Genomic DNA, 24,308 nt, shown 5'->3' on the forward strand with positions numbered 1-24,308 from the left:
TTATTTTTAGTGACGTGTGCCGTTCCGGATCGCCGGCAATGGCGATCATGTTTTGCGTGCAAGGATTTATCGTGACGGATCGCTTTCGTGAGTTGGAAAGGCCACAGACGGGCCGCTTGAAGGACGTCGTCCTGATGGCAACCGTCAGCGGTTTCGAAAGCCTGCGGATCCCTCGCAAGTCCGACATGAAGCAATTTTCCGAATTGTTCGAGCCGCTGTTCCTCGGCTCCAGCAGCGAAGCGCGCCGTCAGGCCGCCGCCGCGCTGTCGCAGTGCCCCCATGTTCCGGAGCCGGTCGCAGCCCTGATCGGCAGCATGCCGATCTCGATCGCCGCCATTTTCCTGACCCGTTCGCAGGCCCTGTCGGATCGAACGCTTATCGGCATCATCCGCCAGCAGGGAGCGGCCCACGCCGGTGCAATCGCCCGCCGCACCGCTCTGTCGCCTTCCGTGATCGATGCCCTGGTCGAGCACCACAACCCCGCCGGCCTTTCCGCCCGCCCGGACGTGCGGCAACAGACAGTCGCTGCGCCTTCAACGCTGGCCGAGCCGGATGTCGATGCTGCAAGGGCCGCGCGCGAGGAAACCTTGCGCACCGAAATCAAGACACTTGCCCGTGTCGCGGCGCACGAGGCGGCTGCCGCCGCATCTACCATTATACCGATCAGCACTACGCTAAGCGCCCTCCTGGTGCGCTTTGCCCGCAGCGGCGAGATCATCCTGTTTTCGCGTGCGCTGGCGACGGCGCTCGATGCCGGAGGGCACCTGGTCGAGCGCATTCTTCTCGACGTTTCCGGCCAACAGCTGGCGACGAGCCTGATCGCCCTATCGCTGCCGACCGACGATCTCACCTTCGTGCTGCAGTCGCTTTATCCGCACCTCGCCGAACGCATCGGCGGCACCACGCGCGCTGAAGCCTTGACCGGCGCCATGGACCCGACATCGAGCCGCGAACAGCTTGACGCCTGGCTGCAATCCGAGGAACGGGACGCGCCCGCGGCACGGCACCAGCCCTATCTTGCGGATGACCATGCCAATGATGCGTGCCAGCTGACCGTCCGCAAGGTAGCCGGGGCCGCCGGCGGCGCCAAGCCGCAACGGGTGTTCGGCCGCCGTTAGAGCGTTTCCGATTTAGACGGAACCGAACAAACGCTCTATCTCTTTGTTTTTACGCATTTCCTGACGGAAAACCGCTTCGCACTTTTCCTGGAAATGCTCTAGTCCTGGTCACGACCGAGCCGGCCCAGCTCTCACATATGGTTCAAGAGTGGTTTGCGCCGTCTTCCGGCACGACATCGAACAGGTCGGCGCGATCGTCCAGCTCGATCTCGACGATCCAGCAATCCGGATCGAAACGGATTTCACGGGAGAGTGCATCATCCACGGCGTCGCCATCGCGATCCTTCAAGCGGATCTCGAACTTGCGACCGATATTGGCGTCGTCATCGAAGAAGTTCTGCGGCGCCGGTGCAAACAGCGTTTCGGTACCCATCCGCGTGCGTTGACGAATAAAGATCGCGCCAGCGTCCTCCGCCCCCTTGCGCAGGATAGCTGCGTACCCACCGAGCGCAAAGGCGCGGCGCAGCAACGCGGAGACGAAAATGTGGGATTTGAGACGCATGGACATGCCTGTACACGGGCGGAGCCAGGCATGCAAATTGGCTGCCGCGACAAGAATGTGTTCAACGGATGGGAGACGCGCCCGTGAGAAGGTCCCTCAAAGCGCGCCGATCTCCTTGAGCTTCTTCAGCACTTTGGCATTGGGCTCACCGGTCTGCGGCAACCGGTAGTGCTTCTCGAAATGGCGAATCGCTGCACGCGTCTGGTCCCCCGCAACGCCGTCGACGACGATGTCGGCATAGGCGAGGTTGCTTAAGCCCTTCTGGATGTCCAGGACCAGCTCGCTCGACACCGGGATCTCGGCACGCGGAATCAGCATCTTGTCGGTCTCGGCCGAGCGGATGGCTGCGGCGACAGGGTCGACATCGGCAACTGCACGTTTCGGATCGGCGTAGGGCCGGCTTGCCGGCAGTGCCGCGGCCATCTTCTGGCCAGATGTCGTGCGCAGGGCGCGCAGCAGTTCGGCGCTCACGGCGCCTGTCTCGGTGCGTCCGGCCTGCTTCTCAAATCGCAGGATTGCGGCTGACGTGCGCGGGCCTGTGCGTCCATCCGGCACGCCATCATAAAGGCCGATGCGGTTCAGTTCCTTCTGGATATCGGCGACCAGTGGTGACGCGGACGTCTCCGGCACCGAGGCGACACGTTCGGGCGACGGCTTTTCGGCAGGCGCCTCAGACGGGACCGCCGCGATCACCTCCTCGACGTTTTCCGTCGCCTTGTCGTCCTCGCGCTTGATGACGAAGGTGGTGACGTTGCGCGGCTCGATCTCGGCGCCCTTGGCGACGGCGATGCGCTCGGCGGTCTCTGGACTGACAAGCGGCACGCGGGTGCGAAGCAACGGCGATGGATGGGCGCCATGCTGGTACCACATGGCGTTTGCAGCAACGAAGGAGAAGACCACAACAAAGGCAGCCGAACCGCCGGCACTCAACGGGTGCCGGGCCGCCAGCCGTCCAGCAAGCGCAACCCCGCGGCCGGCGAGAGCCAGCCCACGCATGGCAAGGCCTGGCGCGGAACGCGCCGCCTTCTTGCGATCAGGCTGTTTTCGCTTGCGCGGCGCCATATCCCCGTTCCTCGTTCAAACCCGTCCTTTCGAATCGGTCGCCATCGGCAACCGCCTGCGTGTCACTATCTCTCAGCCGCGGCGGAAATTCGACGGTCACGGCCGAGCGCGGTTCCTCGCGATTGGCCTCGACGATGCCGGACCCGTCGCTGGGCAGCGTAACAGTGATGACTGTGCCTTCGCGCTCGCGGCTGCGGATCGCGACCTCGCCGCCGTGAAGCGCCACGAGGCCCTTGACCAGCGAGAGACCGAGACCGGTGCCCTCGTAACGGCGGGTGTAGTCGTTCTGGATCTGGACGAAGGGTTGCCCCAACATCTGCAATTTGTCGGCGGCGATGCCGATGCCGGTGTCGCTGACGGTCAGCTTCAAGGCCGGACCGTCAAGCTCGGCGTCGATCGTCACCATGCCGCCGTGGTCGGTGAACTTGATGGCGTTTCCGACAAGGTTGATCAGAACCTGCTGGAAGGCGCGTTGGTCGGCATTGATCTCGCCGACACTGCGGGTCACGCGGCTCGCCAGCTTGACGCCCTTTTCCTGGGCCTGATGCGACAGCATCGCTTCGCAGGCCGCGACCGCCTCGGCCACGCGGAAGGGCTCGGGAACCAGCTCGTAGCGGCCCGCTTCGATCTTGCTCATGTCGAGCATCGTATTGACGACCGACAGAAGGTGCTCGCCCGACTTGTGGATCAGGCTGACATATTCGCGCTGGCGGTCGTTTTCGAGCTTGCCGAAATACTCGCCCGTCAGCACGTCGGAGAAGCCGAGGATGGCGTTGAGCGGCGTGCGCAGTTCATGGCTGACGGCGGCAAGGAAACGGGTCTTGGCATCGTTGGCCGATTCCGCTTCTGCGGTTCTCGCCGCAGCTTCGACGCGCAGCCGTGCTTCCTGCGATACATCGCGCGACTGTGCCAGGATCGCCGTCAGACCGCCGTTGCGGTCGAGAAGCGGTGCGAGTTCGCAGCACATATGGACGAATTGTTCGCCTTCAGCCGGCAGCGACCGGCGCTCGATGCGAATGTTGACGGTCGCCCGCTCGCCGCCCTGGCGCAGAATATCGATCGCGCTCAGGAAGGTGATGCGATCGGAGACGTGGATCTGCTCGATGAAGCCGCGGCCGCCCGGGTCGCGCATCAGGGTCAGATGCTCGGCCGAGTCACGGCCGTGAATGGAGAGAACATTGCCGCGCAGATCGTGCACGGTGACAAGACCGGCAAAAAGGTCGTAGGCGGCCGAAAGATCCGGAAGATCTGGTACAGCCGGCTCGAGCGTTTCCGAGGCCTGGTTGCCGCGTCCACGAGCAATGGCGGTAGCAGCGGCCAGCAGCGAGGCGGACGCCCAAAGAGCGGTCCCAAGCGGCAATGCGGAGGAAACGGGCATGGCGAGCGCAAGCGCCAGCGGTACTGCCGGAAGTGCTGTCAGGGAGACGGCAGCGACCGTACGCAGACGCTTGAGGTCCCGACGGCCAATGGCGGAGCCAGCCTCGCGGCGGGGCAACCACAGGGCAGCGGCCTCGTCCACGCGGGACGTCCATCTGCCAGCCATGTCACGCAATACGCTCACGCCTTACCCTGCCACATTTGTTGTTCTTGCGAGACTGAGCGTGACCGATTTCCGCTTCATGCGGGCCGCCATTCGAACTGCCTCGTGACATGTCGGAATCTCGCATCCCCGGCTTAATGAAAGAATAAACGGGACTGTCCCGGAACGGCGCCAAATGCCTGAAAAATCCCGTTTTGAGGCAATTCGGGCGACCTTCATTTCTTGTGGTTAACGGGGCGTAAGCAACGGATTTCCGTGCATTTTCCGCCTCACGTTAAGGATTTGGGCAGGGCGCCCCGGTGCCGTTGCCCACGCTTTCGGCCTTTGCCGGCGGCCCGCCGCCATGAACCTTAACGGCGAAAGCTAAAATGCGACACAAATGCCCGGCAAATCCTCAAAATCGGGAATTTCATTAAAATTCGAAACAAATGCTGCGGGTTTTTGAAAAGCGGTCTTGTGATTCCCTGCCTAATGTCAGTCTCAACAAAGGGCCGGGCGACGAAAGACGGCGGTCCTCATGCAAACGACGGCGGGCGTGAACGGGTATCAGGGGATACTGCGGCGCTCCAGGATGCCGAAAGCAGTAAAACCGGCTAGAAGACCGGCGGGCGCGGCAGCCGAATATAGGATGGGCAGAACATGTGGTTTCTCATCAAGGCGACATTCTGGTTTTCGATGGTGCTGGTGCTGCTGCCGTTCCTCGATCCGTCGAGCGCGCAGAAGCTGGAGCACGGACCGAAGGTCGAGCTCGGCGATACCTTCTCGGCCGCCAATGAGGCATTCCAGTATATCAGCGCCATCTGCATCCAGAAGCCGGAGGTCTGCGAGAAGGGTGCTGAAACCTTCGTCGCACTTGGCCATCGGGCCCGGGAAGGCGCCCGTATCGCCTATGAATTCCTTGACACCCAGTTTGCCGAAACCGATGCGATCAAGCCCGATGCCAAGGTAACGACCGGCACTGTCGGTCAGGCGACCGAGGCTGCCGCCACGCTGGTGGCGCCGGTCGAACAGACCGCTGCGGAGACGGCTCCGGTGTTCAAGCGTACGCCGGTTCCGGAAAAGCGCCTCGACCCGAAGGCGTCCCTCGCCAAGTAAACATTTCTTGCCGTGGCAGCAGGTCCGCGCGACCGCCGCCGAGCCATCCTTTGACACTGCCTGACTTGCCGCCTTCTTGCGGCCGCCGCGAGGATCCCATCCCCTCGCGGCGTTTTCTTTTTTCGGTTTGCAACCGAGGGGCGGTCCAGCAACAGGTCCGCACAAGACATGGCTGTTTAGGTCCCCGCACATTCAGCGGAGACTGCCCCGATGCAGATATACGGGTTCTTTTCAAATGCGAGCGCAACGCGTGTCCCCGCGGCCGGATCGCAAGCGGGCACCGACGTGGCGCCGCTGGAGCAAAAGAGCAGATCTTCCCTTCTCAATCTTTTGCGTACGGACGATGAGACCGCCGCCAACCGCAAGGCCATTGCCAAGAAGAAATTGGACGAGTTGAAGGAGCAGATGCAGATGCTGCGGTTCTGGGCCTCGGACCCGGAGACGCTTGCAAGGCTTGCAAAACAGTTGGCCCAGCAGCTTGGCGCGGCCGCACAGCAATTCGCCGGTGGCGGCTCGTCCGGCCTGGCCGGTGGCGGCACGGCGGCCGGTGCCGCATCCGCAGCAACAACGGTTGCATCGGCGGCGATGGAAGTGAATGCCGACGAGATGGCGAATGCCGGCGGCGAAGAAGGCAACAGCGCCGACAAGACAGAGCCATCGTCCCTTGCCGAACGCGCCTACCGCGAATTCAGCTCCGGGAGTTCGGAGGAAAACTCCGATGCGAGGACGGTTGCAGAGTTCAAGGCACTTGCCGAACAGCTCAAGCAATTGCTGAGGAGAGCGGAGCAGGATCTGCGCGCTGAGGGCGCTGGCAGCGACGCGGACGACGCCAGGAAAGCAAGCGCCTCCCTCACCACCTCGATTGCATCTCTGGATTCAACAGTCGGCGCGGCTGCCGGTGCCATCGCAATTCCTACAAGCGTTTCGATCTAGCGCTACTGCATGTTTCCTTAAATCCCATTCGATTTGAGGATAACAACAGGCAGCAATTCAAAGTGCTACAGCGACCTTTGCGCGTCTAATAAGACGCGCGGCGCTGTAGATCCTCGCCCGAATCGAACTCTGATGCGTCCGAGTTGGCAATTCGCGGTTCTCATCTGTGCTACCATCACCTATATGAGGGTCACAACGATCCCGGCACCGTAAGGACTGCTGGGGATCGGAGCAGAGGCACTGACCTCGGGCGGACAAGCGCGCCGCCTGACGGTGTCGACAAACGGACCGGACCATGACCACGCTTGACCAGATCATCGACGACTTCGCCTTCCTGGACGAATGGGAGGATCGCTACCGCTATGTGATCGAACTCGGCAAGGCCCTGCCCGAGATGCCGGACGCCAAGCGCACCAGTGAGAACAAGGTGCAAGGCTGCGCCAGCCAGGTCTGGCTCGCCACCCAGGCGACCGGCGACCCGGAAGATCCGGTATTGCTCTTCGAAGGCGAGTCCGACGCCCACATCGTGCGCGGACTGGTCGCCATTGTGCTTACGATCTATTCCGGCAAGCGTGCCTCCGAGATTTCCAGGCTGGATGCCATCGTTACTTTCAGCAAGATCGGCCTGATCGAACATCTGTCGACGCAACGGGCGAACGGCCTGCGCTCGATGATCCGGCGGATCAAGAACGAAGCCGAGACCCGCCTCGCCGCCTGAGATCGCGGCCGTCCCCATGCATTCACACAATCGCCGAACTTGCGCGAATGTGAGCGTCGCCCGGCACCACAAGCGTTGCGCGACGCAGCCATTTTGACGCTGACAATGCCTGAGGATCCGTGCCGGCCAATCGCTACCGGCCGAATGCCTGGCGAACAGCTATTCACCCCGCTCCGCTTGTGCGGTGAACGCAGATGACACCAGGCGCTCGATCGTCTCTATGAACGCATCGAAATCGGCAGCATCCCGTCGATCCTCGATGACGGAGCAGGCATGCCGGACGGTCGTCCGGTCTCGCTCGAAAGCGTTGGCGATATCGCCTTGCGATATTTGCAGGACGACATGGCAGACATACATGGCGATCTGGCGCACATGGCATTTGGCGCGTCTCCTATCACGAAGAAGCGGTATCCGGTCTGCGGCAAGATGCACCGCTTCGGCCGTCAGATTTTGCACGAGGCGGCAGGTCAACCGCGTCGACATCTCACGCGCGCCGCCCTGCCCGCGCTTCACTGCAGCAACCTGCCCTGCCGTCAACGCGGCCGTCTTGAGATGATGGACCGTCCCGGATGAAAATTCGTTTCGGCCGTCGGCTTCGATAAAGGACATATGAAAACCCCTTCAATAGGAATTAATTCATATATCCATTTCTCGGGAGGGGAATAAGGAAATTTTTTGCACACTTTCCCGCCCCTTTTGCGTCCAGTTGCAGCTACAGCCTACTGCATGTTTCCTTAAATCGTATCCGATTCAAGGATAAGAACATGCAGCAATTCAAAGTGCCACAGCGACCTTTGCGCGTCTAATAAGACGCGCGGCGCTGTAGCGTCGCGAATAGGCACATTTTCCCAAGCTGAAAAACACAAAGGCCGGGCGACAGCCCGGCCTTTGTGTGTTCAGTTACGCTCCGCCCCTCGAACCAGACCGGCGCAGGGCGCGGTCGTGGCGATGGGCGGCAGGTCAGCTTACTTGCCGCGACGCTTGCGACGCTGGCCGAGACCCATTTCCTTGGCGAGCCGCGAACGTGCTTCGGCATAGGCAGGAGCAACCATCGGGTAGTCGGTCGGCAGATCCCACTTCTCGCGATATTCTTCCGGCGACAGGCTGTGATGCGTCATCAGGTGGCGCTTCAGCGACTTGAAGGTACCGCCGCATTCCAGGCAGGTGATCTGATCGTCCTGCACGGATTTGCGGACCGATACGGCCGGCTTCGGTTTTTCAACGGGGACCACGACCGGCGTAGGTGCCGCCGTGTTGTTGAGAGCCAAATGGACGTCGGCGATCAGCGTGGAGAGCTCGGCAGCCGGAACGACATGGTTGCTGACGTAAGCGGACACGATCTCAGCCGTCAGCTCAACCAGAAGTTCATGGCTCGCGCCAAGCGTTGTTTCAGTCATTTCTTTCTCCTATCGGAATACAGCACAAGCCCGAAACATGTTTCAGGGAGAGGAATACGTGCAAATGCCGTCGGGAAGCCTTCGCTGCCTTGGGATAGACCATCAATCGTACAGCAAGGACAAATTCTTGCCGCAATATCAAGAGTTGGAATTTTGATCACGAAACCTATTGCCGAGTCGCTGGAACAACCAACCTCTCAAAGCAACAGCCAATATTCACAACTCAAGCTGGAATTTCAGCTCTAAGTATTTTCCACAACGACACTTTACATTTACTCGATTAACATTGATCAGCGAAAATTCCAAACATAAATTTGCCCGCCGCTAGCAACTTTATTTCGAAATTGCTGACGCGGCGGCGCTCTATCGGAATGTTCTGAAATACAAAATCAGAAACGTTGCCGTTCAATGCCGGCGCGGCTCTTCCTTTTGCGGAAGCTGATCTATGACCGACTGTTTCGCCAGCCTGTAACCCGCCTGATGAGCAGCCTTTGCCAAGAGATGGGCAGAAATCGGAGCGGTCAGTACGAAGAAGAAGAAGCCCGCCAGCGCCCGAAACAATATTGCCACGTCGAGCGAGTGCAGTCCCGCGGCCAGAAGCAGCAGGCCCGAACCGACGGTGCCCGCCTTGGAGGCCGCATGCATGCGGGTGTAGAGGTCGGGAAAGCGCACGATGCCGATTGCCGCCAGCAGGGAAAAGGTGGCGCCGCCGACAAGCAGGACAGCAACAGAAAGCGTAATGATGGCCTCAAACATCGGTTCTATCAGCGTCCCCCTTTGCGTTTGCGTCGGGCAACTTTCGCCTGCGGCGTCCGACCTCGCTTTCCGGCACCGGCCGCAGCCTGCTCCGGGCTCGCCTTCTCCGGCGAGAGACCGCGCGCCAGAACAAAGCGGGCAAAGGCGACGGTTGCGAGAAAGCCGACCAGTCCAAGGGCGATGGCGATATCGATATAGAGATTGAAGCCGGTGCGGATGGCAACGACCGCAATCAGGCCTATGGCGATCGCCACGAGCATATCGAGGCCCAGGACCCGATCGGGCAGTGTTGGGCCGCGGATGATGCGCCACACGGTCACCAGCAGCGCCAGTGACAAGAGCGCGAGCGCGAAGACGGTGGCGCCGCTGAGTATCTGCTCCGGCATCGTCATTCGAAGGCCTCCTTGATCCGACGCTCGAAGCCGTTGGCAAGATCGCGCCTGAGGCCACCGGGGTCCGCACAATCAAGCGCGTGCACATAGAGGGTCTTGCGATCCTCGGAGACGTCGACCGAAAGCGTGCCGGGCGTCAGCGTGATCAGGTTGGCAAGCAACGCAATCTCGAAGTCGCTCTTGATCGTCAGCGGGTAGGAGAAGATGCCCGGCTTCAGCCGCATTTTCGGCTGAACGACCAAGAGAGCGACCTTGGTCGCCGAGACTGCCAGCTCTTTGAAGAACAATGCGGTCAGCAGCAGGATCTTCAGCGGTCGAACCGGATAGGCAACAGGCTGCAATTCGCGCCGGATCAGCCACAGGGATAGCGCGCCGACTGCAAAGCCGAGCAACAGGTTCGGCACGCTGAGACTGCCGCTGATTGCAGCCCAGATCGCAGTGAAGATCAGATTGATCCAAAGGAACTTGATCATCGGGCGGCTCCCGGGAAGACCGAGTTCAGATAGCTCGACGGTTCCGAAAGCCCGGCGGCAGCATTCTGGATCGTTGCAAGCAGCGGCTCGGGATAAAGGCCGATCGCGAGCGTCAGCATCGTCAGCGCCGCAAGCGGCAGAAGAATGGCGGCCGGGATCTGCGTCTCGGCCGTTGCCGCCTGCCCGTCTGCCGTGTCCCGCCAATAGGCAAGCAGGAAGAAACGACCGGTGGCGATCGTCGTGAGGAAACCGGTGACGAGCAGCACTGCGGCAAGCCACCAGGCGCCAATGTCGAGTGCGGCCTTGACCAGCATGACCTTCGGCCAGAAGCCCGAGAACGGCGGCAGGCCGGACACGGCAAAGGCAAGCATCAGGCTGATCGCAGCGAAACCGACATGGCGGCGGTAAAGACCGGCAAGCGAGGACAACGAGAAGCTGCCGCCGAGTTTCGCTGCCACGCCGGAAGCAAAGTAAAGCGCCGTCATCACAAGCATCGAATGCAGCGCATAGAAGATCGCGCCGCCGATGCCACCCGGCCCGCCAACGGCGATGCCGGCGAGGATCGAGCCGATGCCGGAGATCACGAGATAACCGAGCATGCGACGGAAATCCGACTGCGCCAGCGCCCCGAACACACCGACCAGCATCGTCAGGGCGCCGACCGCCGCGATGACGAAACTGAGTTCTTCCCGTTCCAACGGCAACAGCATCACCGTCACACGGATCAGAGCGTAGATCCCGACCTTGGTCAGCAGACCAGCAAAGAGCGCGGACACGACGACACGCGGCGTATGATAGGACGCCGGGAGCCAGAAATTGACGGGGAATGCCGCAGCCTTCATGCCGAAGGCCAAAAGGAACAAGGCCGTCAGCGTCATCAGCGGCGCGGTGCCGCGCAGGCCCTCCGCCTTGCGGGCAATATCGGCCATGTTGAGCGTGCCGAAGCTTGCGTAGAGATAACCGGTGGTGATCAGGAAAAGCGTCGTCGCGACGAGGTTGAGGAAACCGTATTTCACCGCGCCGTCGATCTGCTCGCGCTCGGAGCCGAGCACGATCAGGCCGAAGGACGAGATCAGCAGCACCTCGAACCAGACATAGAGATTGAAGACGTCGCCGGTCAGAAATGCACCGGAGACGCCCGCCATCAACAGCATCAGGAAGGGATAGAAGCCGTATCGCCGGCCGCTGTCGTTGATATCGGCAAGCGAGTAGATGCCGCCGGCAAGCGCGACGATGGAGGCCGCAAGCGCAAAGAGCGCGCCGGTCAGATCGACGGTAAAGGCTATCCCGAAAGGCGGCAGCCAGCGCCCCATGACCATCGTCACCGGGCCGCTGGCGATCACGTGTTGAAGCAGCAGCCCGTCGATCACCACCAGACCGGCAAGCCCGGCCACCGCGACGAACGGGTGCAGGCCGATCGGACGGCGCAGCATGACCAGCAGCGCGCCGATCGCCAGGCACCAGGCAACCGGAAGGATCACCAGCCAGTCGGCAGCCGCAACCGGCTCGAGAACGAGGGCAGCGGAGAGATCGGCGGGAGGTGAAGTCGAAACGGCCATGGGTCGGTCAGTATCCAAGCGGCGGAGCCGGCTCTTCTTCCGGCTCGGCGACGCGCATCTCGTCGGTGTTGTCGGTCGAAAGATCCTCGTAGGCGCGCCAGGCCAGGACCAGCAGGAAAGCAAAGAAAGAGAAGGAGATGACGATCGCCGTCAGGATGAGAGCCTGCGGCAGCGCATTCGCCGCCGGCCCTGCGAGCGTATCGGCGCCCTCCGGAATGACGGGCGGCACGCCGCGCGTCAACCGGCCACCGGTGAAGATCAAAAGGTTGACGGCATTGCCGAGGACCGCCACGCCCAAAAGAACGCGAATGATGTATTTCGACAGCAACAGGTAGATGGCAACGGTAAAGAAGATGCCGACGAGCAGCGCGAACCATGCCTCCATCATTCACCTCCCCGCTCTTCGAGCGACAGGGCGATCGAGCTGATGGCGCCGACGACGACGAGATAGACGCCACCATCGAACAGCATCACCGTCGACAGCGGCACCTCCACGCCAAGCAAGGAAGGATAGATCCAAAGCCCGGTCATGAACGGCACGCGCGCAGCCATCGAGATCAGGCCGGCGATGGTGGCAGCGAAGAGGCCGGCGCCGGCAATCGCCATCGGATGGAAATAAATGGCGCGACGTACCGTCTCCACGCCGCAGGCGATACCGTAGATCGCCAGCGCCGACACGGCGATCAGCCCGCCGATGAAGCCGCCACCCGGCTCGTTGTGGCCGCGCAACAGGACGAAGATCGAAAACAGCACCATCAGGCTGGTCAGAAACGGCGCAACGGCACGGAAGATCACCGATCTCATGCGCCGTCCTCCGCGTCCGGGTCATTATCGGCGATGCGCCGCAGCGAGCCGGCCCTGAGGCGAACGAGAGACAGGATGGCGAGACCCGTCACCATGACGACGGCAATCTCGCCGAGCGTATCAGTGCCGCGGAAATCGACGATGATGACGTTGACGACATTGGCGCCATGCGCAACCGTCTTCGAATAGAGATTGAAGAAATCGGTCAACGAGGCGTCGAAGGGCACGCCGGTCACCTTCAGCAGCATAAGCCCGAAACCGATGCCGCAGGCGAGCGCGATGGTGAAATCAGGAAGTCTCTGGCCGAGCGGCCGATGATCGGAGGGCGAGAGCCTCAACCGCGTCATCACCAGCGCAAGCACCACGACCGAAAGGGTCTCGATCATGAACTGGGTAAAGGCGAGATCCGGCGCACCGTAAAGCAGGAAGATGACGGCGACTGCAAAGCCCTGAATGCCGAGCGAGACGATCGCGGTCAGCCGGTCGGCGGCGAGAACGACAGCGAAGAGCCCGATGACGGCGATCGCCATGATCGCGAGCTCATGCAGCGGCACGTCGCCCGCAAAGAACGGTGCGCGCGGCAATTCGCCATAGTAGATCGGCGCGCCCAGGAGCACGGCGGCCACCAGCACGAAGGTCGCCGTCATATAGACTTCAAGGCGACCTGACTGCAGCCGGCGGGTCAGCGCGACGGAAAAGCGCACGAGGTTTCGCATGAACTGATCGAAACCGCGATCCGGCCCCCAGCCGATGTCACTCAGGATGGTCGCGATGAAGGCACGCAAGCGGGCGAGGTTGAGATAGCAGACAATGCCCAGAGCGATGGTGGCAAAGGACAACACCAGCGGCATGCCGATATCGGGGATCGCCGAGATCGTGATCTGCCTGGGCTCGCCGGCAATCGCCGTCGCCATCGGTGTCGACACAAGCTCGTGGGTGAGGTTGGACAACATGGCAGCCGACAGTCCCTTGGCAGCCAGGAGTGCAGGCCCGAGCCAGAGAAGCAGCGGCGCCTCATGCGGCGACTTCGGCGTTTCGATCTTTGCGCCGATGAAGGGCTTGAGCGCGACGGCGAAAGCGACGGCAAACATCAGCGCATTGCCGAGGATGGCAAGTGAAGCGAAAACCATCGCGCGCCGGTCAAAACTAGGCAGCGCGTAGTAGATCTCCTCCTTGGCGAGGAAACCGAAAAACGGCGGCAGGCCGCCCATGGAAAGTGCTGCGGCAAGTGCGATCACGAACGTCAGCAGCATGGCGGAGCGCAGTCCGCCGAGCTTTGTGACATCGCGCGTGCCGGTTTCGTGGTCGATAATGCCGGCGACCATGAACAGCGCGCCCTTGAACAGCGAATGCGCCACCAGATAGAGCGCCGCCGCCTCGATGGCATGCGGAAAACCGAGACCGGTCAGCATCACGAGCAGGCCGAGAGATGCCATGGTGGTGTAGGCGAGCATCAGCTTCAGGTCAGTCTGGCGACAAGCGAGAACCGCGCCGATGATGAGCGTGGTGCCGCCGAAGAGCGGCAACAGCATCTGCCATTCCGGCGTTCCGCCGAGCACCGGGTTGAGGCGCATCAACAGATAGACACCGGCCTTAACCATCGTTGCGGAATGCAGATAGGCCGAAACGGGTGTCGGCGCTTCCATCGCGTTGGGCAGCCAGAAATGGAACGGAAACTGGGCAGACTTGGTAAAGGCGCCACCGAGCACCAACAGCAACGCGGCGAGATAGAACGGGCTCTCGCGCATCTCCGGACCGAAAGACGTCAACAACGAAAGCTGGGTGACACCGGTGACATTCCAGATGATCAACAGGCCCGCGAGCAGAAACAGCCCGCCTCCCCCGGTGACCACCAACGCCTGCAGGGCGGCGCGCCGGGCGGCTTCGCGCGAATGGTCGAAGCCGATCAGCAGGAACGAGGTGATCGAGGTCAGCTCCCAGAAAACGAAGAGCATCAGGAAACTGTCGGACACGACGAGCCCGAGCATCGATCCCATGAACATCAGGATGAACGAGAAGAACCGCCCCTGCTGGGGGTGGCCCTTCAGGTAGCCCCCGGAATAGAGCACGATCAACGCGCCGATACCGGCAATCAAAAGCACGAAGGTCAGGGACAGGCCATCGATCAGCCAGGAGAAACTGACATTGAACGACGGAATCCACTCATAGCCGCCGGTGACGACTTCGCCACGAGAGACTTCCGGCCAAAAGCCCATGAAGTGCAGGACGATCGCGGCAGGAAAAAGCGCCAGGATCCAGGCCGCGTTATGCCCAAGGAGTCGGGTCAGGAGCGGCGCGACGAGTGCCGCGACGAAAGGGAGAGCAAGAGCCAGCAATGTCAGGGCCGCAACATCCATCGTCCGGGCCAGCTCCTTTGCGCTTTGATTGATTGATCGACGAACGAACGAACGAACACCCGACATAAAAGAAGGGTAAAGGCGCCTCAAGGGTAAATCGGGTAAAATCGACGTTATGCGCTGTTAAGTCCGGCAAATGCCCGGAAAATCTCCAGTTTTCTCGTGAGATTGGTGGTCACGTTTGACCGACAAGGCAAAATCATCCGATGCGACATCGCCTTGGCATACACGTCCGCACAACACCGGTCATCGCCGCCGATCGGCCTGCGCATGCGATTAAAGTGTTGTTAGCAACATCCAGTGGTATCGATGGCATGAAACGCGCTGTATCTGGTAATTCGTCGCGATTGGATGGTATCTCCGATATAAGATACGCAGCGGCACAGATGCCGACTTCGACCGAAGGCCAACGCCCTTTCCTCGATAAGTTGAAGATAGGCAAGCATTTGAATTTTCAGGGGCTTCAGCGCCATTTCATGCTTCCCGCCGGGCGTGGCATGCTGTAATTCAAAGTGCTACAGCGACCTTTGCGCGTCTAACAAGACGCGCGGCGCTGTAGATCGTTCGTTATCGCTGATTGACTGATGCACCGAATTGCACGGCGTTTCTCTTGAACCTGCGAGGTCTGGCTTGGAACGGTCTCACATTGTGGCGGTGACCAGTGTACTTGCGGCGCTGGGCGCCATCCTTCCGATCGTCGCCGCGTTCTATCTCTCCTGGTCAGTCGCCACCAGCAGAGAGGAGACCCGCCTCAGCCGCCTTGCCGAATATGCGATCATGCGTACCAATACGGCGTTCGGCGAAGCAACATCCGCGCTCAAGTCTGCCGACCAATTCAGCTTCACGCCCTGCTCCCAGCAACATATCGCGGCGATGCGCGCTCTGGTTGTCAACACGCGCTCCGTCGAGGATATCGGTTACTTCGAGGGCGATGCGCTCAAATGCTCCTCCTGGGGCAAGCCGGAAACGAGCGTCGGCCGCGGGCAAGTCGACTTCACCACAGCCAGCGGCATCGGCGTGTCGGCCCGGGTTCATCCGACGATCAGCAACGGTCGGGCGATGCTGGGATTCCGGTACCGATCCTACAGCGTGCTGACCGATCCGGCTCGGCTCGTCGACGTGCTCGCCACCCCGGATACGCGCCTTGCGATCGCCAGCGATACCGGCACCCTCGTCAGCGAATTGAACAACCCGGATGCATCGTTGATCAAGCGGCTGATCGAGCATACGCAGACCGGCACCGATGCGGACAATCTGTTTGCCACCGCGACCGGCTCCGGCTGGATTGCCATTGCAACATCGTCACGGGCGTTGCTGCTGAAAGATCTCGGCCGCGAACGGCTACTGCTCCTGCCGCTCGGCGCGATCGTCGCTGCGCTAATGGTCGGCCTCGTCTTCTGGCTGTCGCGGCGGCGTCTGTCGCCGCTCGGCGAACTCTCGATCGCCGTGCAACGCCGCGAATTCATCGTGCACTACCAGCCGCTCATCGAGATGAAGACCGGCATCTGCGTCGGCGCGGAAGCGCTGGTCCGTTGGCGCAGACCCGACGGTTCGCTGGTCAGGCCCGATACCTTTATCCCGCTCGCAGAGGAAAGCGGCCTGATCCAGGCCATTACCGATCAGGTCATCGGCGGGGTTATCAAGGATCTCGGGCCGGTCCTTGTCGCCGACCGCTCGCTACACATCGCCATCAATCTGTCGGCCGACGACATCAAGTCCGGGCGCGTCCTGCCGGTTATCCAGGCGGCGCTTGCAAACTCCGGCGTCCTCACCGAGCAGATCTGGCTCGAGGCGACCGAACGCGGTTTCATGGACGTGAAATCCGCCCGCGCAACGATCGAGGAAGCCCGTCGGCTCGGCCATTCGGTAGCGATCGACGATTTCGGCACCGGCTATTCCAGCCTGCAATATATCCAGGACCTGCCGCTCGACGCATTGAAGATCGACAAGTCGTTTATCGATACGGTGGGTCTCGTCTCGGCGACCAGCGCCGTTACTCCGCACATCATCGACATCGCCAAATCGCTGAACCTCTACATCGTCGCCGAAGGCATCGAACGACAGGAGCAGGCGGACTATCTGCTCGCGCGCGGCGTGCAATACGGCCAGGGCTGGCTCTATTCCAAGGCCCTACCAGCGCCCGAGTTCATCGCATTCTACAACGACAGCAAACGTGTTCACGGTGCCGGCCCAACCGTGATCCGACGAGATATTCCCGAGGTGCCGCCGGCCGTCGGCGGCGATTGAAAACGGCGCCCGGCCAGTCCACGATCAATCCGTTGCGATTGCGGCGCGAAGGCACGCTGATCGGCCAAACTGACGGTCGCGGTCACACGACGAGGCTGTCGAGATAGGCTGCAGCCTCGTTGGCGCCGATGCGCACCCATATCGGCACGCGAGCGTGATTTGCGGCGCGTCACCGCCGATCCTATATAGTCGCGAAAATCACAGGGAGATCTTCGATGAGAGACGCAAGGGCGGCGAAAGTGATCAAGAGCGAAGCGGAGTGGCGCGCGCAGTTGTCGCCCGAACAGTACCGCATCACCCGCGAGCACGGCACCGAGCGCCCTTTCACCGGCCCGTTCCTCGCCAACAAGAAGGCGGGCACCTATGAATGCGTCTGCTGCGGCCGGGCGCTGTTCCGCTCCGATACCAAGTTCGATTCCGGTTGCGGCTGGCCGAGCTATTTCGCGGCGATCGACGACGAGGCGATCCGCGAGATCGAGGACCGTTCGCACTTCATGGTGCGCACAGAAATCCGCTGCGCCGACTGCGATGCCCATCTCGGACACGTCTTTCCCGACGGCCCGCCGCCGACCGGTCTGCGCTACTGTCTCAATGGTCACGCGATGACGTTTACCGAGGATTGACGCAAACAGACGGAAGCATTCGCAAGCTCAGCGCTGTTCCAATAGAAACAGCTGTTCGTGCACGGATGTGCTATTGATAGTGAAACCGTCGAAGCAAGCCGGAAGGAGGTCCGCATGCGTCGCATTCTGGCTGCATTCGTTCTTCTGTTCTCGGCTGCTTGCCCGGCCGCGGCAGACAATGACTGGCACGCCTACGCCAATCCCCGCTTCGGCTATATTCTCGACATTCCGCCGGGCTTCGAAGTGCAAGGTGAAGCCGACAATGGCGACGGTGTCAGCTTTCATGCCAACGATAACGGCGCCACGCTCTCCGTTTTTGGCAGTGAACTTGTCGATGGCGATTTCGAGATCGACGTCAACGACCGCATGGCGACCGAGCGGGAAGACCAATGGCGGATTTCCTATTCACGCGTGACCTCAGCCTGGGCCAGTTTCTCGGGCGTACGCGGCGAGGAAGTGTTTTACACACGCGCCATCGCACTCTGCGACGGCAGCGCCGCCTATTTCCGTCTGCAGTACCGCAAGAGCCGGTTGACCAGCTTCGATGGCGTCATCTCGCGGATGGCGGAGGCTCTGAGGCCCTCGGAAGGCTGCCAGCAGACGCCAGTGGCGGCAGCCCCCGTAGCCGCCCCGAACTGAGCGCCCGGATTTTTTGATCAGGAAATCGCCGTGCCGCTCAGACAGCTGACGACGGCCGAATAATGCACTGCGGCGCCGGTGACGACGAAGGAATGCCAGATGGCGTTCTGGAACCGCAGCTTTTCCCAGACATGGAAAATCACGCCGGCGGAATAGATGATGCCGCCGATCAGGATCAGCACGAACGTTGTCGCCGAGAGTGCCGACAATAACGGCCCCACCGCAAGCACGCCGCTCCAGCCCATGGCGAGATAGAGCAGGATCGCAAGCCGGTCGAAGCGGCCGGGGAAGAGGCACTTGATCACCACGCCGAGGGTGGCGATCGCCCAGATGCCAATCAACATCGCAAACAGGAACGGATCCTCCCAGCCGCGCTGGAGGAAGGGCGTGTAGGTGGCGGCGATCAGCACGAAAATGGACGAGTGGTCGAAACGGCGCAGAAACCATTTGGTCCGCGAAACCGGGTAGAGGTTGTAGAGGAACGAAATCGACAAGGTTGCCAGCAGTCCCGCGCCATAGATCGCGGCGGCAGCAAGCTGGCCGGTCGTGCTCCAGAGCATCGCGTAAAAGATAAGTGCTGTTACGCCGACGAGGGCCGCTGCAAGGCCGACGCCGTGCACGATGCCATCGGCAATCAGTTCCGATCGATCGTAGTTCCACTTGACGCCGGCGAATTCCACTTTACCCCGCTTCCGACCTTCTTTCGCGCTCAGGCGGCGGTCGTCTTGCTTATTTGCCTTATCCTGCCACAGCCTGGCGCCGTGGCAAAGTGCTCGACGATGGCGAAAGCATCAACTTTTGCAACGCATTACAACAGAGACATGACGTGATTGCGAAGACGGACGTCCCTTGTCTGCAGCACGGGTTGCGACCAAATTGTCCGCAGAGGCGGGAGAACAACGTCCAAAGGAGAGTTTTGCTGCGCACGCCGGAGCCGGGACAGGCAGCAATCCTGACGGCGCTTTGCCTAAGATCAAAGGCCGTCTGGGGCTATGACGAGGCCTTCATGGCCGCCTGCCGCCCGGCCTTGACGGTGACGGCGGACGACTGGATGCAGTCGGATATCCAGATTGCCGTTCAGGATGACGATATCGTCGGCATGGCGCAGGTCCTGTATCACGGAGAGATCGCCGATCTCGACAAGCTGTTCGTCGATCCGGCCGCGCTGGGTGGCGGGATCGGCCGACGCCTGTTCGAATGGAGCGTGGAAACGGCGCTGCGCAAGGGTGCGAAGGTCATGACTGTCGATGCCGACCCGGGCGCAGCCGATTTCTATCGCCGGCTGGGGGCGGTCGATGACGGAGTGGTCGCCTCTGTTATACCAGGACGGTTCTTGCCGAGATTGAAGCTGGACCTGACGAGCGTCAGGTAAGTCCGGATCACCTACTGCATGTTTCGTTAAATCCTATTCGATTTAAGGATAAAAACATGCAGCAATTCAAAGTGTTACAGCGACCTTTGCGCGTCTAGTAAGACGCGCGGCGCTGTAAGACGTAGCAGCGAGGCTGCCTATCGCAAGCAGCCTCTAGGGCAAGTAACAGTCGCCGAAAAACATCGTCACTTCGCGCCGGCGGCGACCTCGGCGGCGCATTCCTGGCAGAGCGGCGCATGGGGCACGGCATTGAGCCGTTCTGCGGAAATCGGTAGGCCGCAACGCACGCAGGTTCCGAAGGTGCCGGCCGCAATACGGTCGAGCGCCGCGTCGATCCCACGGATCTCCTCCTGACCGGCAAGGCCAATGCCCTCCAGCACCTCGTCGTTCTCCCGTTCGGTTACCCGATCCGGCACGTCGGCATTCATCGGCTCATCGAGATCGTGCTCGATCTTCACCAGTCGGCCGTAGAGTTCGCGTTTGCGGCTGCTCAGCCGTTCACGAAAGTCGTCAAGCGCAAGCTTGTCCATGGGAAGACTCCTTGAAGTCGTGGCGCTTCGGGCGCGCCCCGCTCCTGTTCTTGATTGTTGGCGGCTCACCGGTCGACGAGAACGGCGCAGGGGCAATGGCTGACGACCCGGCTGGCGGTCGATCCGATGAAATAGTCAATGAGACCCGGCCGGTGCGAGGCAATGATGACGAGGTCGGCGTTTTCTTCGTGGGCGAGCGCATTGATCGTGCCGGCCGCGCCGCCGGTGCGGATCTCGATGCGTCCATTGATTCCGTGCTTGGCCTTCATCGCTTCCAGCGTCTTCGTCGCATGCTTGCGCGATTCCTCGACCATCTCAAGCGGGAAATCGACGATCATGTAGCCCTGGGCATAGGCGTTCAGATCCTCGACGACATTGAGCAGAACAATCTCGCCCCCTTCATCGATCAGCTTTTCTGCAATGCCGAGCACGGACTCGCCATGCTCCAGCTGATCCATGGCAATAGGGACGATGATCTTCTTGTACATGCTGCACTCCTTTGCGTTGCCTACCCGGATCGCCGGCACCGAAATGCGGGGGCAAATCCCACGCATTCGAGACTGAGCCCAGACGGTTCTTCCGGCATTGATTGAAATCAAATCGAAAGCGCCGCGATCGCATTGCCCTGTGTAATTGAGCTAGGGCGACAACGGCCACTGTCAACGCTCATCGAACACAACATCAAATGACTGACGGTCTTCCGTGAACGCCGACTTCGGCCCATATTCACCGGGCAGTTTCAACGAAACTGAGGCCCGAAAGGGCCACCGGTTTCGCCGCGCAAGGAGACAACAGATGATATCCACCCAGAGCACACCGCCTATCGACATTGCGGCCAATCACGCATTGGCGATGCCGGCGCATGTCGATCATTCGCATCTGGTCGTGGAGGATCTGGCGACAGTGTCGCAGTGGTATCAGCGCATCATGGGTCTTAAGCCGCTTGAGACGAGCGCCAGCGGCGAGACGCTGGGCGTTGGCGCCCGGCCGCTGTTGACGCTGACCACGGCCGGCAATGTCGCCAGGGCGCCACGAAACGCACCTGGTCTCTTTCATACCGCTTTCCTCGTTCCGAACCGTCAGGAACTAGGACGCTGGCTCGCCCATGCCGCCCATAACAATGTCCGCCTGCAGGGCGCGTCCGACCATCTCGTCAGCGAAGCGATCTATCTCGCCGACCCGGAAGGCAACGGCATCGAGGTCTATCGTGATCGGCCGCGGACCGATTGGAACTTCAAGCCGGACGGAACCGTCGGCATGGATACGCTGCCGCTCAACCTGCAGGCGCTCTATGACGAGGCGCCGAAAGACGACTGGAACGGGCTTGCCGACGGTACCGGCATCGGGCACATCCATCTGCAGGTGTCCGATATCCCCGAGGCAGACGCGTTCTTTCGGGACGTGCTGGGGCTCGGGTTGATGGCGCGCTACCCGGGCGCAAGCTTCTTCGGCTCGGGCAAATATCACCACCATGTCGCGGCCAACATCTGGAACTCTCGCGGCGCGCCCAAGCGCGAGAACAATATGACCGGCCTCTCCGACTACACGATCCAGTTCAAGGATCCGGCAGAGCTTGCAAAGGCGGTTGGCAAGCTCGACGAGATGGGCATTCAGGTCGAGCGAAACGGCACTGCTTACAATCTCGTCGATCCCTGGGGGATCGGCCTCAGGCTTGCAGCCTGACGCCGCCTCGCGACCCCTCCTCCACCGCCGCCACGACTGCGCTGCGTCGCTCACTCCGCAACGCGGTCGTATTTCTGCTGGACGACCAGTTCGACCGAGCGGCGGGGCCTTTCTGAGCGGATTCGGCAGCCGAGACGAATTCCCAGATTATCGCCAGGATTGTAAACACGCGGCACTGGCGCGCCCTGCGTCATCACGCCGCTGGAAAGATTTTGGATAATCTATCAATAAACTTGAGTAAAATAGTCTTATAATCTAACCGCACCGCCATGGGCGTCGCCACGCCCAGTGTATGCGGAGTTAATAATATGAAATACAACACTATTTTAGCGTTTGCGCTTGCAGACGCCACGATGCTTTCGTCCCCGGCCCTGGCTGTGGAGTTCAGGCCGCAGGCCGAAATCGAAGGCGGTTTCTTCAGCGGCGGTTCGGCTGTCAGTGGCGGCTTCTTCCTGCCTTTCGTGCTCGACTCCGGCAACGCCATTTTCATCGATACACGCGGAACGATAGAAAACGATAAGGTCCGGCAGGGCTCGATCGGCGCCGGTTACCGCTTCCGCGCCAATGACCAGTGGGTCATCGGCGCCTATGGCTACTACGACTATCTGAAGAGCGAGTACGGCAATTCGTTCAGCCAGGTATCCTTCGGTCTCGAGGCGCTCAGCGGCGACCTCGAAATGCGCAGCAATCTCTATCTGCCGCTTTCCGGCGCCAAGACGCTGAGCGCCTTCAATGCCGCCTATGTTCGCGACCATGTGCTCGTCGTCCAGGAAGGCAAGGAGCGCGGGCGGCGCGGGCTCGACGCCGAAATCGGCCGGCGGCTTCCGGTCTTCGACGAAGGATCAGACGTCCAGCTGAAAGTCTTCGGCGGCAGCTACTGGTACGGCGGCAAGAACCTCGACGACATGTTCGGCGCCAAGCTGCGCGCGGAGCTGACCTTCGCCAACCTGCCCGGGCTTTCCGAGGGATCGACCGTCTCACTCGGCGTTACCGGCACCTACGACAATGAGGACAAGCTCAAGGGTGCCGTCATGGCACGCCTGCGCATCCCATTCGGGGCGACGGCGAAGGCAAGTGATGCCTTCGACCCGATGGTCCAGCGTGTCGAGCGCTCGAGCAAAATCCGCACGCATGCCGGCCCAACCGGCGATGTCGAGGCGGCGCAATTCGTTGCCAACGGCCGCAACCCCGGCAAGGTCGTCAACATCTCCTCGGCGAACGGCGACGCGGCCTCGATCAACGCTCTGATCGGCGCAGCCGGGGCCGATGCGCTCATCCTTGCCGATGGCAATCTCGGTCTCAACCAGTCGCTGACGCTCGGCTCCGGCCAGGCGCTTGTCGGTGGCGGTGGCTCTATTGCGGTGCGCGGCGCAAGGAGAGGAGCAACCGCATCCTTCGTCAACCACGGAGCGGCAACGACCCTCACCGGATACAATCCGGCACAAGACGTCGTCACCATGGCGTCCGGCAGCAGCATCGCGTCGCTGTCCGTGCGCGGCGGTCTCGCCGGCATCGCCGCAGCCGATGCTGGAAACGTCTCGATCGACAATGTCGACATCTCCGCCACCAATCATGACGGCATTCGCTTCACGCGCGTCGACGGCGCGGTGGTTGAGAACAGCCGCATCCATGACCTGTTCATCTGCGAAAACAACACAGCCTGCGAGTTCTCGGTCTACAATCCCAACAAGGCACCCTATGCCGCCGTCAGCGCGATCGGCAGCACAAACGTGACCGTACGCGACACGACGATCGACAAGGTCACCTATGGCGTGTTTGCCGGCGGCGAATTCAAGAAACTCAGCCGCACCGAATACGAGCTAATCACCGGCACGACAGATATCAAGCTCGACAACGTCACCATCAGCAACTCTCGTCGCGAAGGCGTGCTGCTCGTCGCCGGCAAGGACATCCAACTCGACCGCGTGACGATCGACAATTCCAAGCAGGACCGCGACATGGATCTGGTGGTGCTGCAGGGCACGTCGAACGTTGCGATCAACGACATGCGCCTCGCCGGCGGCATCAATGGCCTGATGTTGATCTCCAGCCCGAACCTCGATGCGACGACCACCAATGTCGACGTCAAGGGCCTGAAGATCGACGGCACGCGCAACGCCGGCATCTTCTTCAACCCGGTCTCGGGCATTTCGCTGCAGGACGTCACCGTCACCAATGCCGGCACCTATGGCGCCTATATCTACGGCAGCGACTATGAGTTCCTCGGCGGCGCCGCGAGCAACATCGTTCTCAACAACATGACGGTCGACAAGGCCGGTACGGCGGGCCTCTACTTCTCCGGCCCGGCTGCCGACATAAAGGGCAATGTCAGCGTCACCAACACACCGAAGGATTGCCTGCTCGACACCGGTTGGGCACCCGGCACCATCACGCAGGCTCCCGGCTCGGTGCTGACCGTGAACGGTTCGCCGCTTGACCAGAGCAACGCCGCAAGCCGTTGCCGATAACATTTGCGGCCACGCCCTCCATGTGGGGGCGTGGCTTTCT

General features: G+C 61.2%; 26 protein-coding genes. 11 read left to right on the forward strand and 15 right to left on the reverse strand.

The features are described from left to right. Positions 1-47: 47 nt before the first annotated feature. Positions 48-1,118 (forward strand): DUF2336 domain-containing protein, encoded by a 1,071-nt coding sequence (locus ASD02_RS28485; protein WP_025426330.1) that lies wholly within the window; start codon positions 48-50, stop codon positions 1,116-1,118. 142 nt (positions 1,119-1,260) lie between these two features. On the opposite strand, the gene ASD02_RS28490 is transcribed toward ASD02_RS28485, so the two are convergent. The 3 genes from ASD02_RS28490 to ASD02_RS28500 form a co-directional block, all read right to left on the reverse strand. Next, complete coding sequence (locus ASD02_RS28490; protein ID WP_025426329.1) at positions 1,261-1,620, reverse strand: DUF1491 family protein; 360 nt, start codon at positions 1,618-1,620, stop codon at positions 1,261-1,263. 96 nt (positions 1,621-1,716) lie between these two features. After that, complete coding sequence (locus ASD02_RS28495; protein ID WP_025426328.1) at positions 1,717-2,682, reverse strand: peptidoglycan-binding protein; 966 nt, start codon at positions 2,680-2,682, stop codon at positions 1,717-1,719. Further along, on the reverse strand, positions 2,654-4,225 hold the full coding sequence (locus tag ASD02_RS28500) for a HAMP domain-containing sensor histidine kinase (protein WP_057211476.1): 1,572 nt from the start codon (positions 4,223-4,225) through the stop codon (positions 2,654-2,656). The genes ASD02_RS28495 and ASD02_RS28500 overlap by 29 nt, the downstream gene beginning before the upstream one ends. 636 nt (positions 4,226-4,861) lie before the next feature. On the opposite strand from ASD02_RS28500, the gene ASD02_RS28505 reads away from it, so the two are divergent. The 3 genes from ASD02_RS28505 to ASD02_RS28515 all read left to right on the forward strand — a co-directional run bounded on the left by ASD02_RS28505 (position 4,862) and on the right by ASD02_RS28515 (position 6,968). Continuing rightward, positions 4,862-5,317 (forward strand): DUF5330 domain-containing protein, encoded by a 456-nt coding sequence (locus tag ASD02_RS28505; RefSeq protein WP_025426326.1) that lies wholly within the window; start codon positions 4,862-4,864, stop codon positions 5,315-5,317. Between the two features lie 210 nt (positions 5,318-5,527). Then, complete coding sequence (locus tag ASD02_RS28510) at positions 5,528-6,250, forward strand: hypothetical protein (RefSeq protein WP_057221495.1); 723 nt, start codon at positions 5,528-5,530, stop codon at positions 6,248-6,250. 295 nt (positions 6,251-6,545) lie between these two features. Then, positions 6,546-6,968: a SufE family protein gene (locus ASD02_RS28515; RefSeq protein WP_025426324.1), complete on the forward strand. Its 423-nt coding sequence runs from the start codon at positions 6,546-6,548 to the stop codon at positions 6,966-6,968. A 159-nt stretch (positions 6,969-7,127) separates the two neighbouring features. Here ASD02_RS28515 and ASD02_RS28520 read toward each other — a convergent pair whose 3' ends face one another. From ASD02_RS28520 to ASD02_RS28560, 9 genes are all read right to left on the reverse strand, one after another. Then, positions 7,128-7,577: a helix-turn-helix domain-containing protein gene (locus ASD02_RS28520; RefSeq protein ID WP_025426323.1), complete on the reverse strand. Its 450-nt coding sequence runs from the start codon at positions 7,575-7,577 to the stop codon at positions 7,128-7,130. Positions 7,578-7,933: 356 nt separating this feature from the next. Further along, complete coding sequence (locus ASD02_RS28525; protein WP_025426322.1) at positions 7,934-8,365, reverse strand: MucR family transcriptional regulator; 432 nt, start codon at positions 8,363-8,365, stop codon at positions 7,934-7,936. A gap of 405 nt (positions 8,366-8,770) precedes the next feature. After that, positions 8,771-9,121 carry a monovalent cation/H(+) antiporter subunit G gene (gene mnhG, locus ASD02_RS28530; protein WP_025426321.1) on the reverse strand — a complete coding sequence of 117 codons (351 nt, stop codon included), beginning with the start codon at positions 9,119-9,121 and terminating at the stop codon, positions 8,771-8,773. 8 nt (positions 9,122-9,129) lie between these two features. Next, positions 9,130-9,513 carry a cation:proton antiporter gene (locus ASD02_RS28535; RefSeq protein ID WP_025426320.1) on the reverse strand — a complete coding sequence of 128 codons (384 nt, stop codon included), beginning with the start codon at positions 9,511-9,513 and terminating at the stop codon, positions 9,130-9,132. Beyond that, a complete protein-coding gene (locus tag ASD02_RS28540) occupies positions 9,510-9,983 on the reverse strand; it encodes a Na+/H+ antiporter subunit E (protein ID WP_025426319.1) in 474 nt (157 codons plus the stop codon). The genes ASD02_RS28535 and ASD02_RS28540 overlap by 4 nt, the downstream gene beginning before the upstream one ends. After that, a complete protein-coding gene (locus ASD02_RS28545; protein WP_025426318.1) occupies positions 9,983-11,545 on the reverse strand; it encodes a Na+/H+ antiporter subunit D in 1,563 nt (520 codons plus the stop codon). Before ASD02_RS28545 ends, ASD02_RS28540 begins: the two co-directional genes overlap by 1 nt. A gap of 7 nt (positions 11,546-11,552) precedes the next feature. Beyond that, positions 11,553-11,930 (reverse strand): Na+/H+ antiporter subunit C, encoded by a 378-nt coding sequence (locus ASD02_RS28550; RefSeq protein ID WP_025426317.1) that lies wholly within the window; start codon positions 11,928-11,930, stop codon positions 11,553-11,555. Then, the gene (locus ASD02_RS28555; RefSeq protein ID WP_025426316.1) at positions 11,930-12,349 is read right to left on the reverse strand and encodes a Na(+)/H(+) antiporter subunit B; all 420 of its coding nucleotides are present in this window, start codon (positions 12,347-12,349) and stop codon (positions 11,930-11,932) included. Before ASD02_RS28555 ends, ASD02_RS28550 begins: the two co-directional genes overlap by 1 nt. Then, entirely contained in the window at positions 12,346-14,706 is a 2,361-nt protein-coding gene (locus ASD02_RS28560) for a putative monovalent cation/H+ antiporter subunit A (protein WP_057221496.1), read from the reverse strand. Before ASD02_RS28560 ends, ASD02_RS28555 begins: the two co-directional genes overlap by 4 nt. A gap of 206 nt (positions 14,707-14,912) precedes the next feature. Between ASD02_RS28560 and ASD02_RS38655 the strand changes: the two genes are divergently transcribed. From ASD02_RS38655 to ASD02_RS28575, 4 genes are all read left to right on the forward strand, one after another. Beyond that, positions 14,913-15,212, forward strand: coding sequence for a hypothetical protein (locus tag ASD02_RS38655; RefSeq protein WP_057221497.1), 300 nt, complete (start codon positions 14,913-14,915; stop codon positions 15,210-15,212). 124 nt (positions 15,213-15,336) lie between these two features. Continuing rightward, the gene (locus ASD02_RS28565) at positions 15,337-16,953 is read left to right on the forward strand and encodes an EAL domain-containing protein (RefSeq protein ID WP_025426314.1); all 1,617 of its coding nucleotides are present in this window, start codon (positions 15,337-15,339) and stop codon (positions 16,951-16,953) included. A 215-nt stretch (positions 16,954-17,168) separates the two neighbouring features. After that, on the forward strand, positions 17,169-17,576 hold the full coding sequence (msrB, locus tag ASD02_RS28570) for a peptide-methionine (R)-S-oxide reductase MsrB (RefSeq protein ID WP_025426313.1): 408 nt from the start codon (positions 17,169-17,171) through the stop codon (positions 17,574-17,576). 114 nt (positions 17,577-17,690) lie between these two features. Then, the gene (locus ASD02_RS28575; protein WP_025426312.1) at positions 17,691-18,215 is read left to right on the forward strand and encodes a hypothetical protein; all 525 of its coding nucleotides are present in this window, start codon (positions 17,691-17,693) and stop codon (positions 18,213-18,215) included. A 17-nt stretch (positions 18,216-18,232) separates the two neighbouring features. On the opposite strand, the gene ASD02_RS28580 is transcribed toward ASD02_RS28575, so the two are convergent. Then, positions 18,233-18,895 (reverse strand): hemolysin III family protein, encoded by a 663-nt coding sequence (locus ASD02_RS28580; protein WP_025426311.1) that lies wholly within the window; start codon positions 18,893-18,895, stop codon positions 18,233-18,235. Between the two features lie 236 nt (positions 18,896-19,131). Between ASD02_RS28580 and ASD02_RS28585 the strand changes: the two genes are divergently transcribed. After that, entirely contained in the window at positions 19,132-19,587 is a 456-nt protein-coding gene (locus ASD02_RS28585; RefSeq protein WP_025426310.1) for a GNAT family N-acetyltransferase, read from the forward strand. Positions 19,588-19,772: 185 nt separating this feature from the next. On the opposite strand, the gene ASD02_RS28590 is transcribed toward ASD02_RS28585, so the two are convergent. Further along, positions 19,773-20,117 (reverse strand): TraR/DksA C4-type zinc finger protein, encoded by a 345-nt coding sequence (locus ASD02_RS28590; protein WP_025426309.1) that lies wholly within the window; start codon positions 20,115-20,117, stop codon positions 19,773-19,775. 65 nt (positions 20,118-20,182) lie between these two features. Continuing rightward, positions 20,183-20,605: a universal stress protein gene (locus ASD02_RS28595; RefSeq protein WP_025426308.1), complete on the reverse strand. Its 423-nt coding sequence runs from the start codon at positions 20,603-20,605 to the stop codon at positions 20,183-20,185. 307 nt (positions 20,606-20,912) lie between these two features. On the opposite strand from ASD02_RS28595, the gene ASD02_RS28600 reads away from it, so the two are divergent. After that, complete coding sequence (locus ASD02_RS28600; protein ID WP_025426307.1) at positions 20,913-21,800, forward strand: VOC family protein; 888 nt, start codon at positions 20,913-20,915, stop codon at positions 21,798-21,800. A gap of 308 nt (positions 21,801-22,108) precedes the next feature. Further along, entirely contained in the window at positions 22,109-24,268 is a 2,160-nt protein-coding gene (locus ASD02_RS28605) for an inverse autotransporter beta-barrel domain-containing protein (RefSeq protein ID WP_025426306.1), read from the forward strand. Positions 24,269-24,308: the final 40 nt, after the last annotated feature.

Source organism: Ensifer sp. Root1252 (assembly GCF_001425885.1).
Taxonomy (GTDB): Bacteria; Pseudomonadota; Alphaproteobacteria; order Rhizobiales; family Rhizobiaceae; genus Ensifer; species Ensifer canadensis.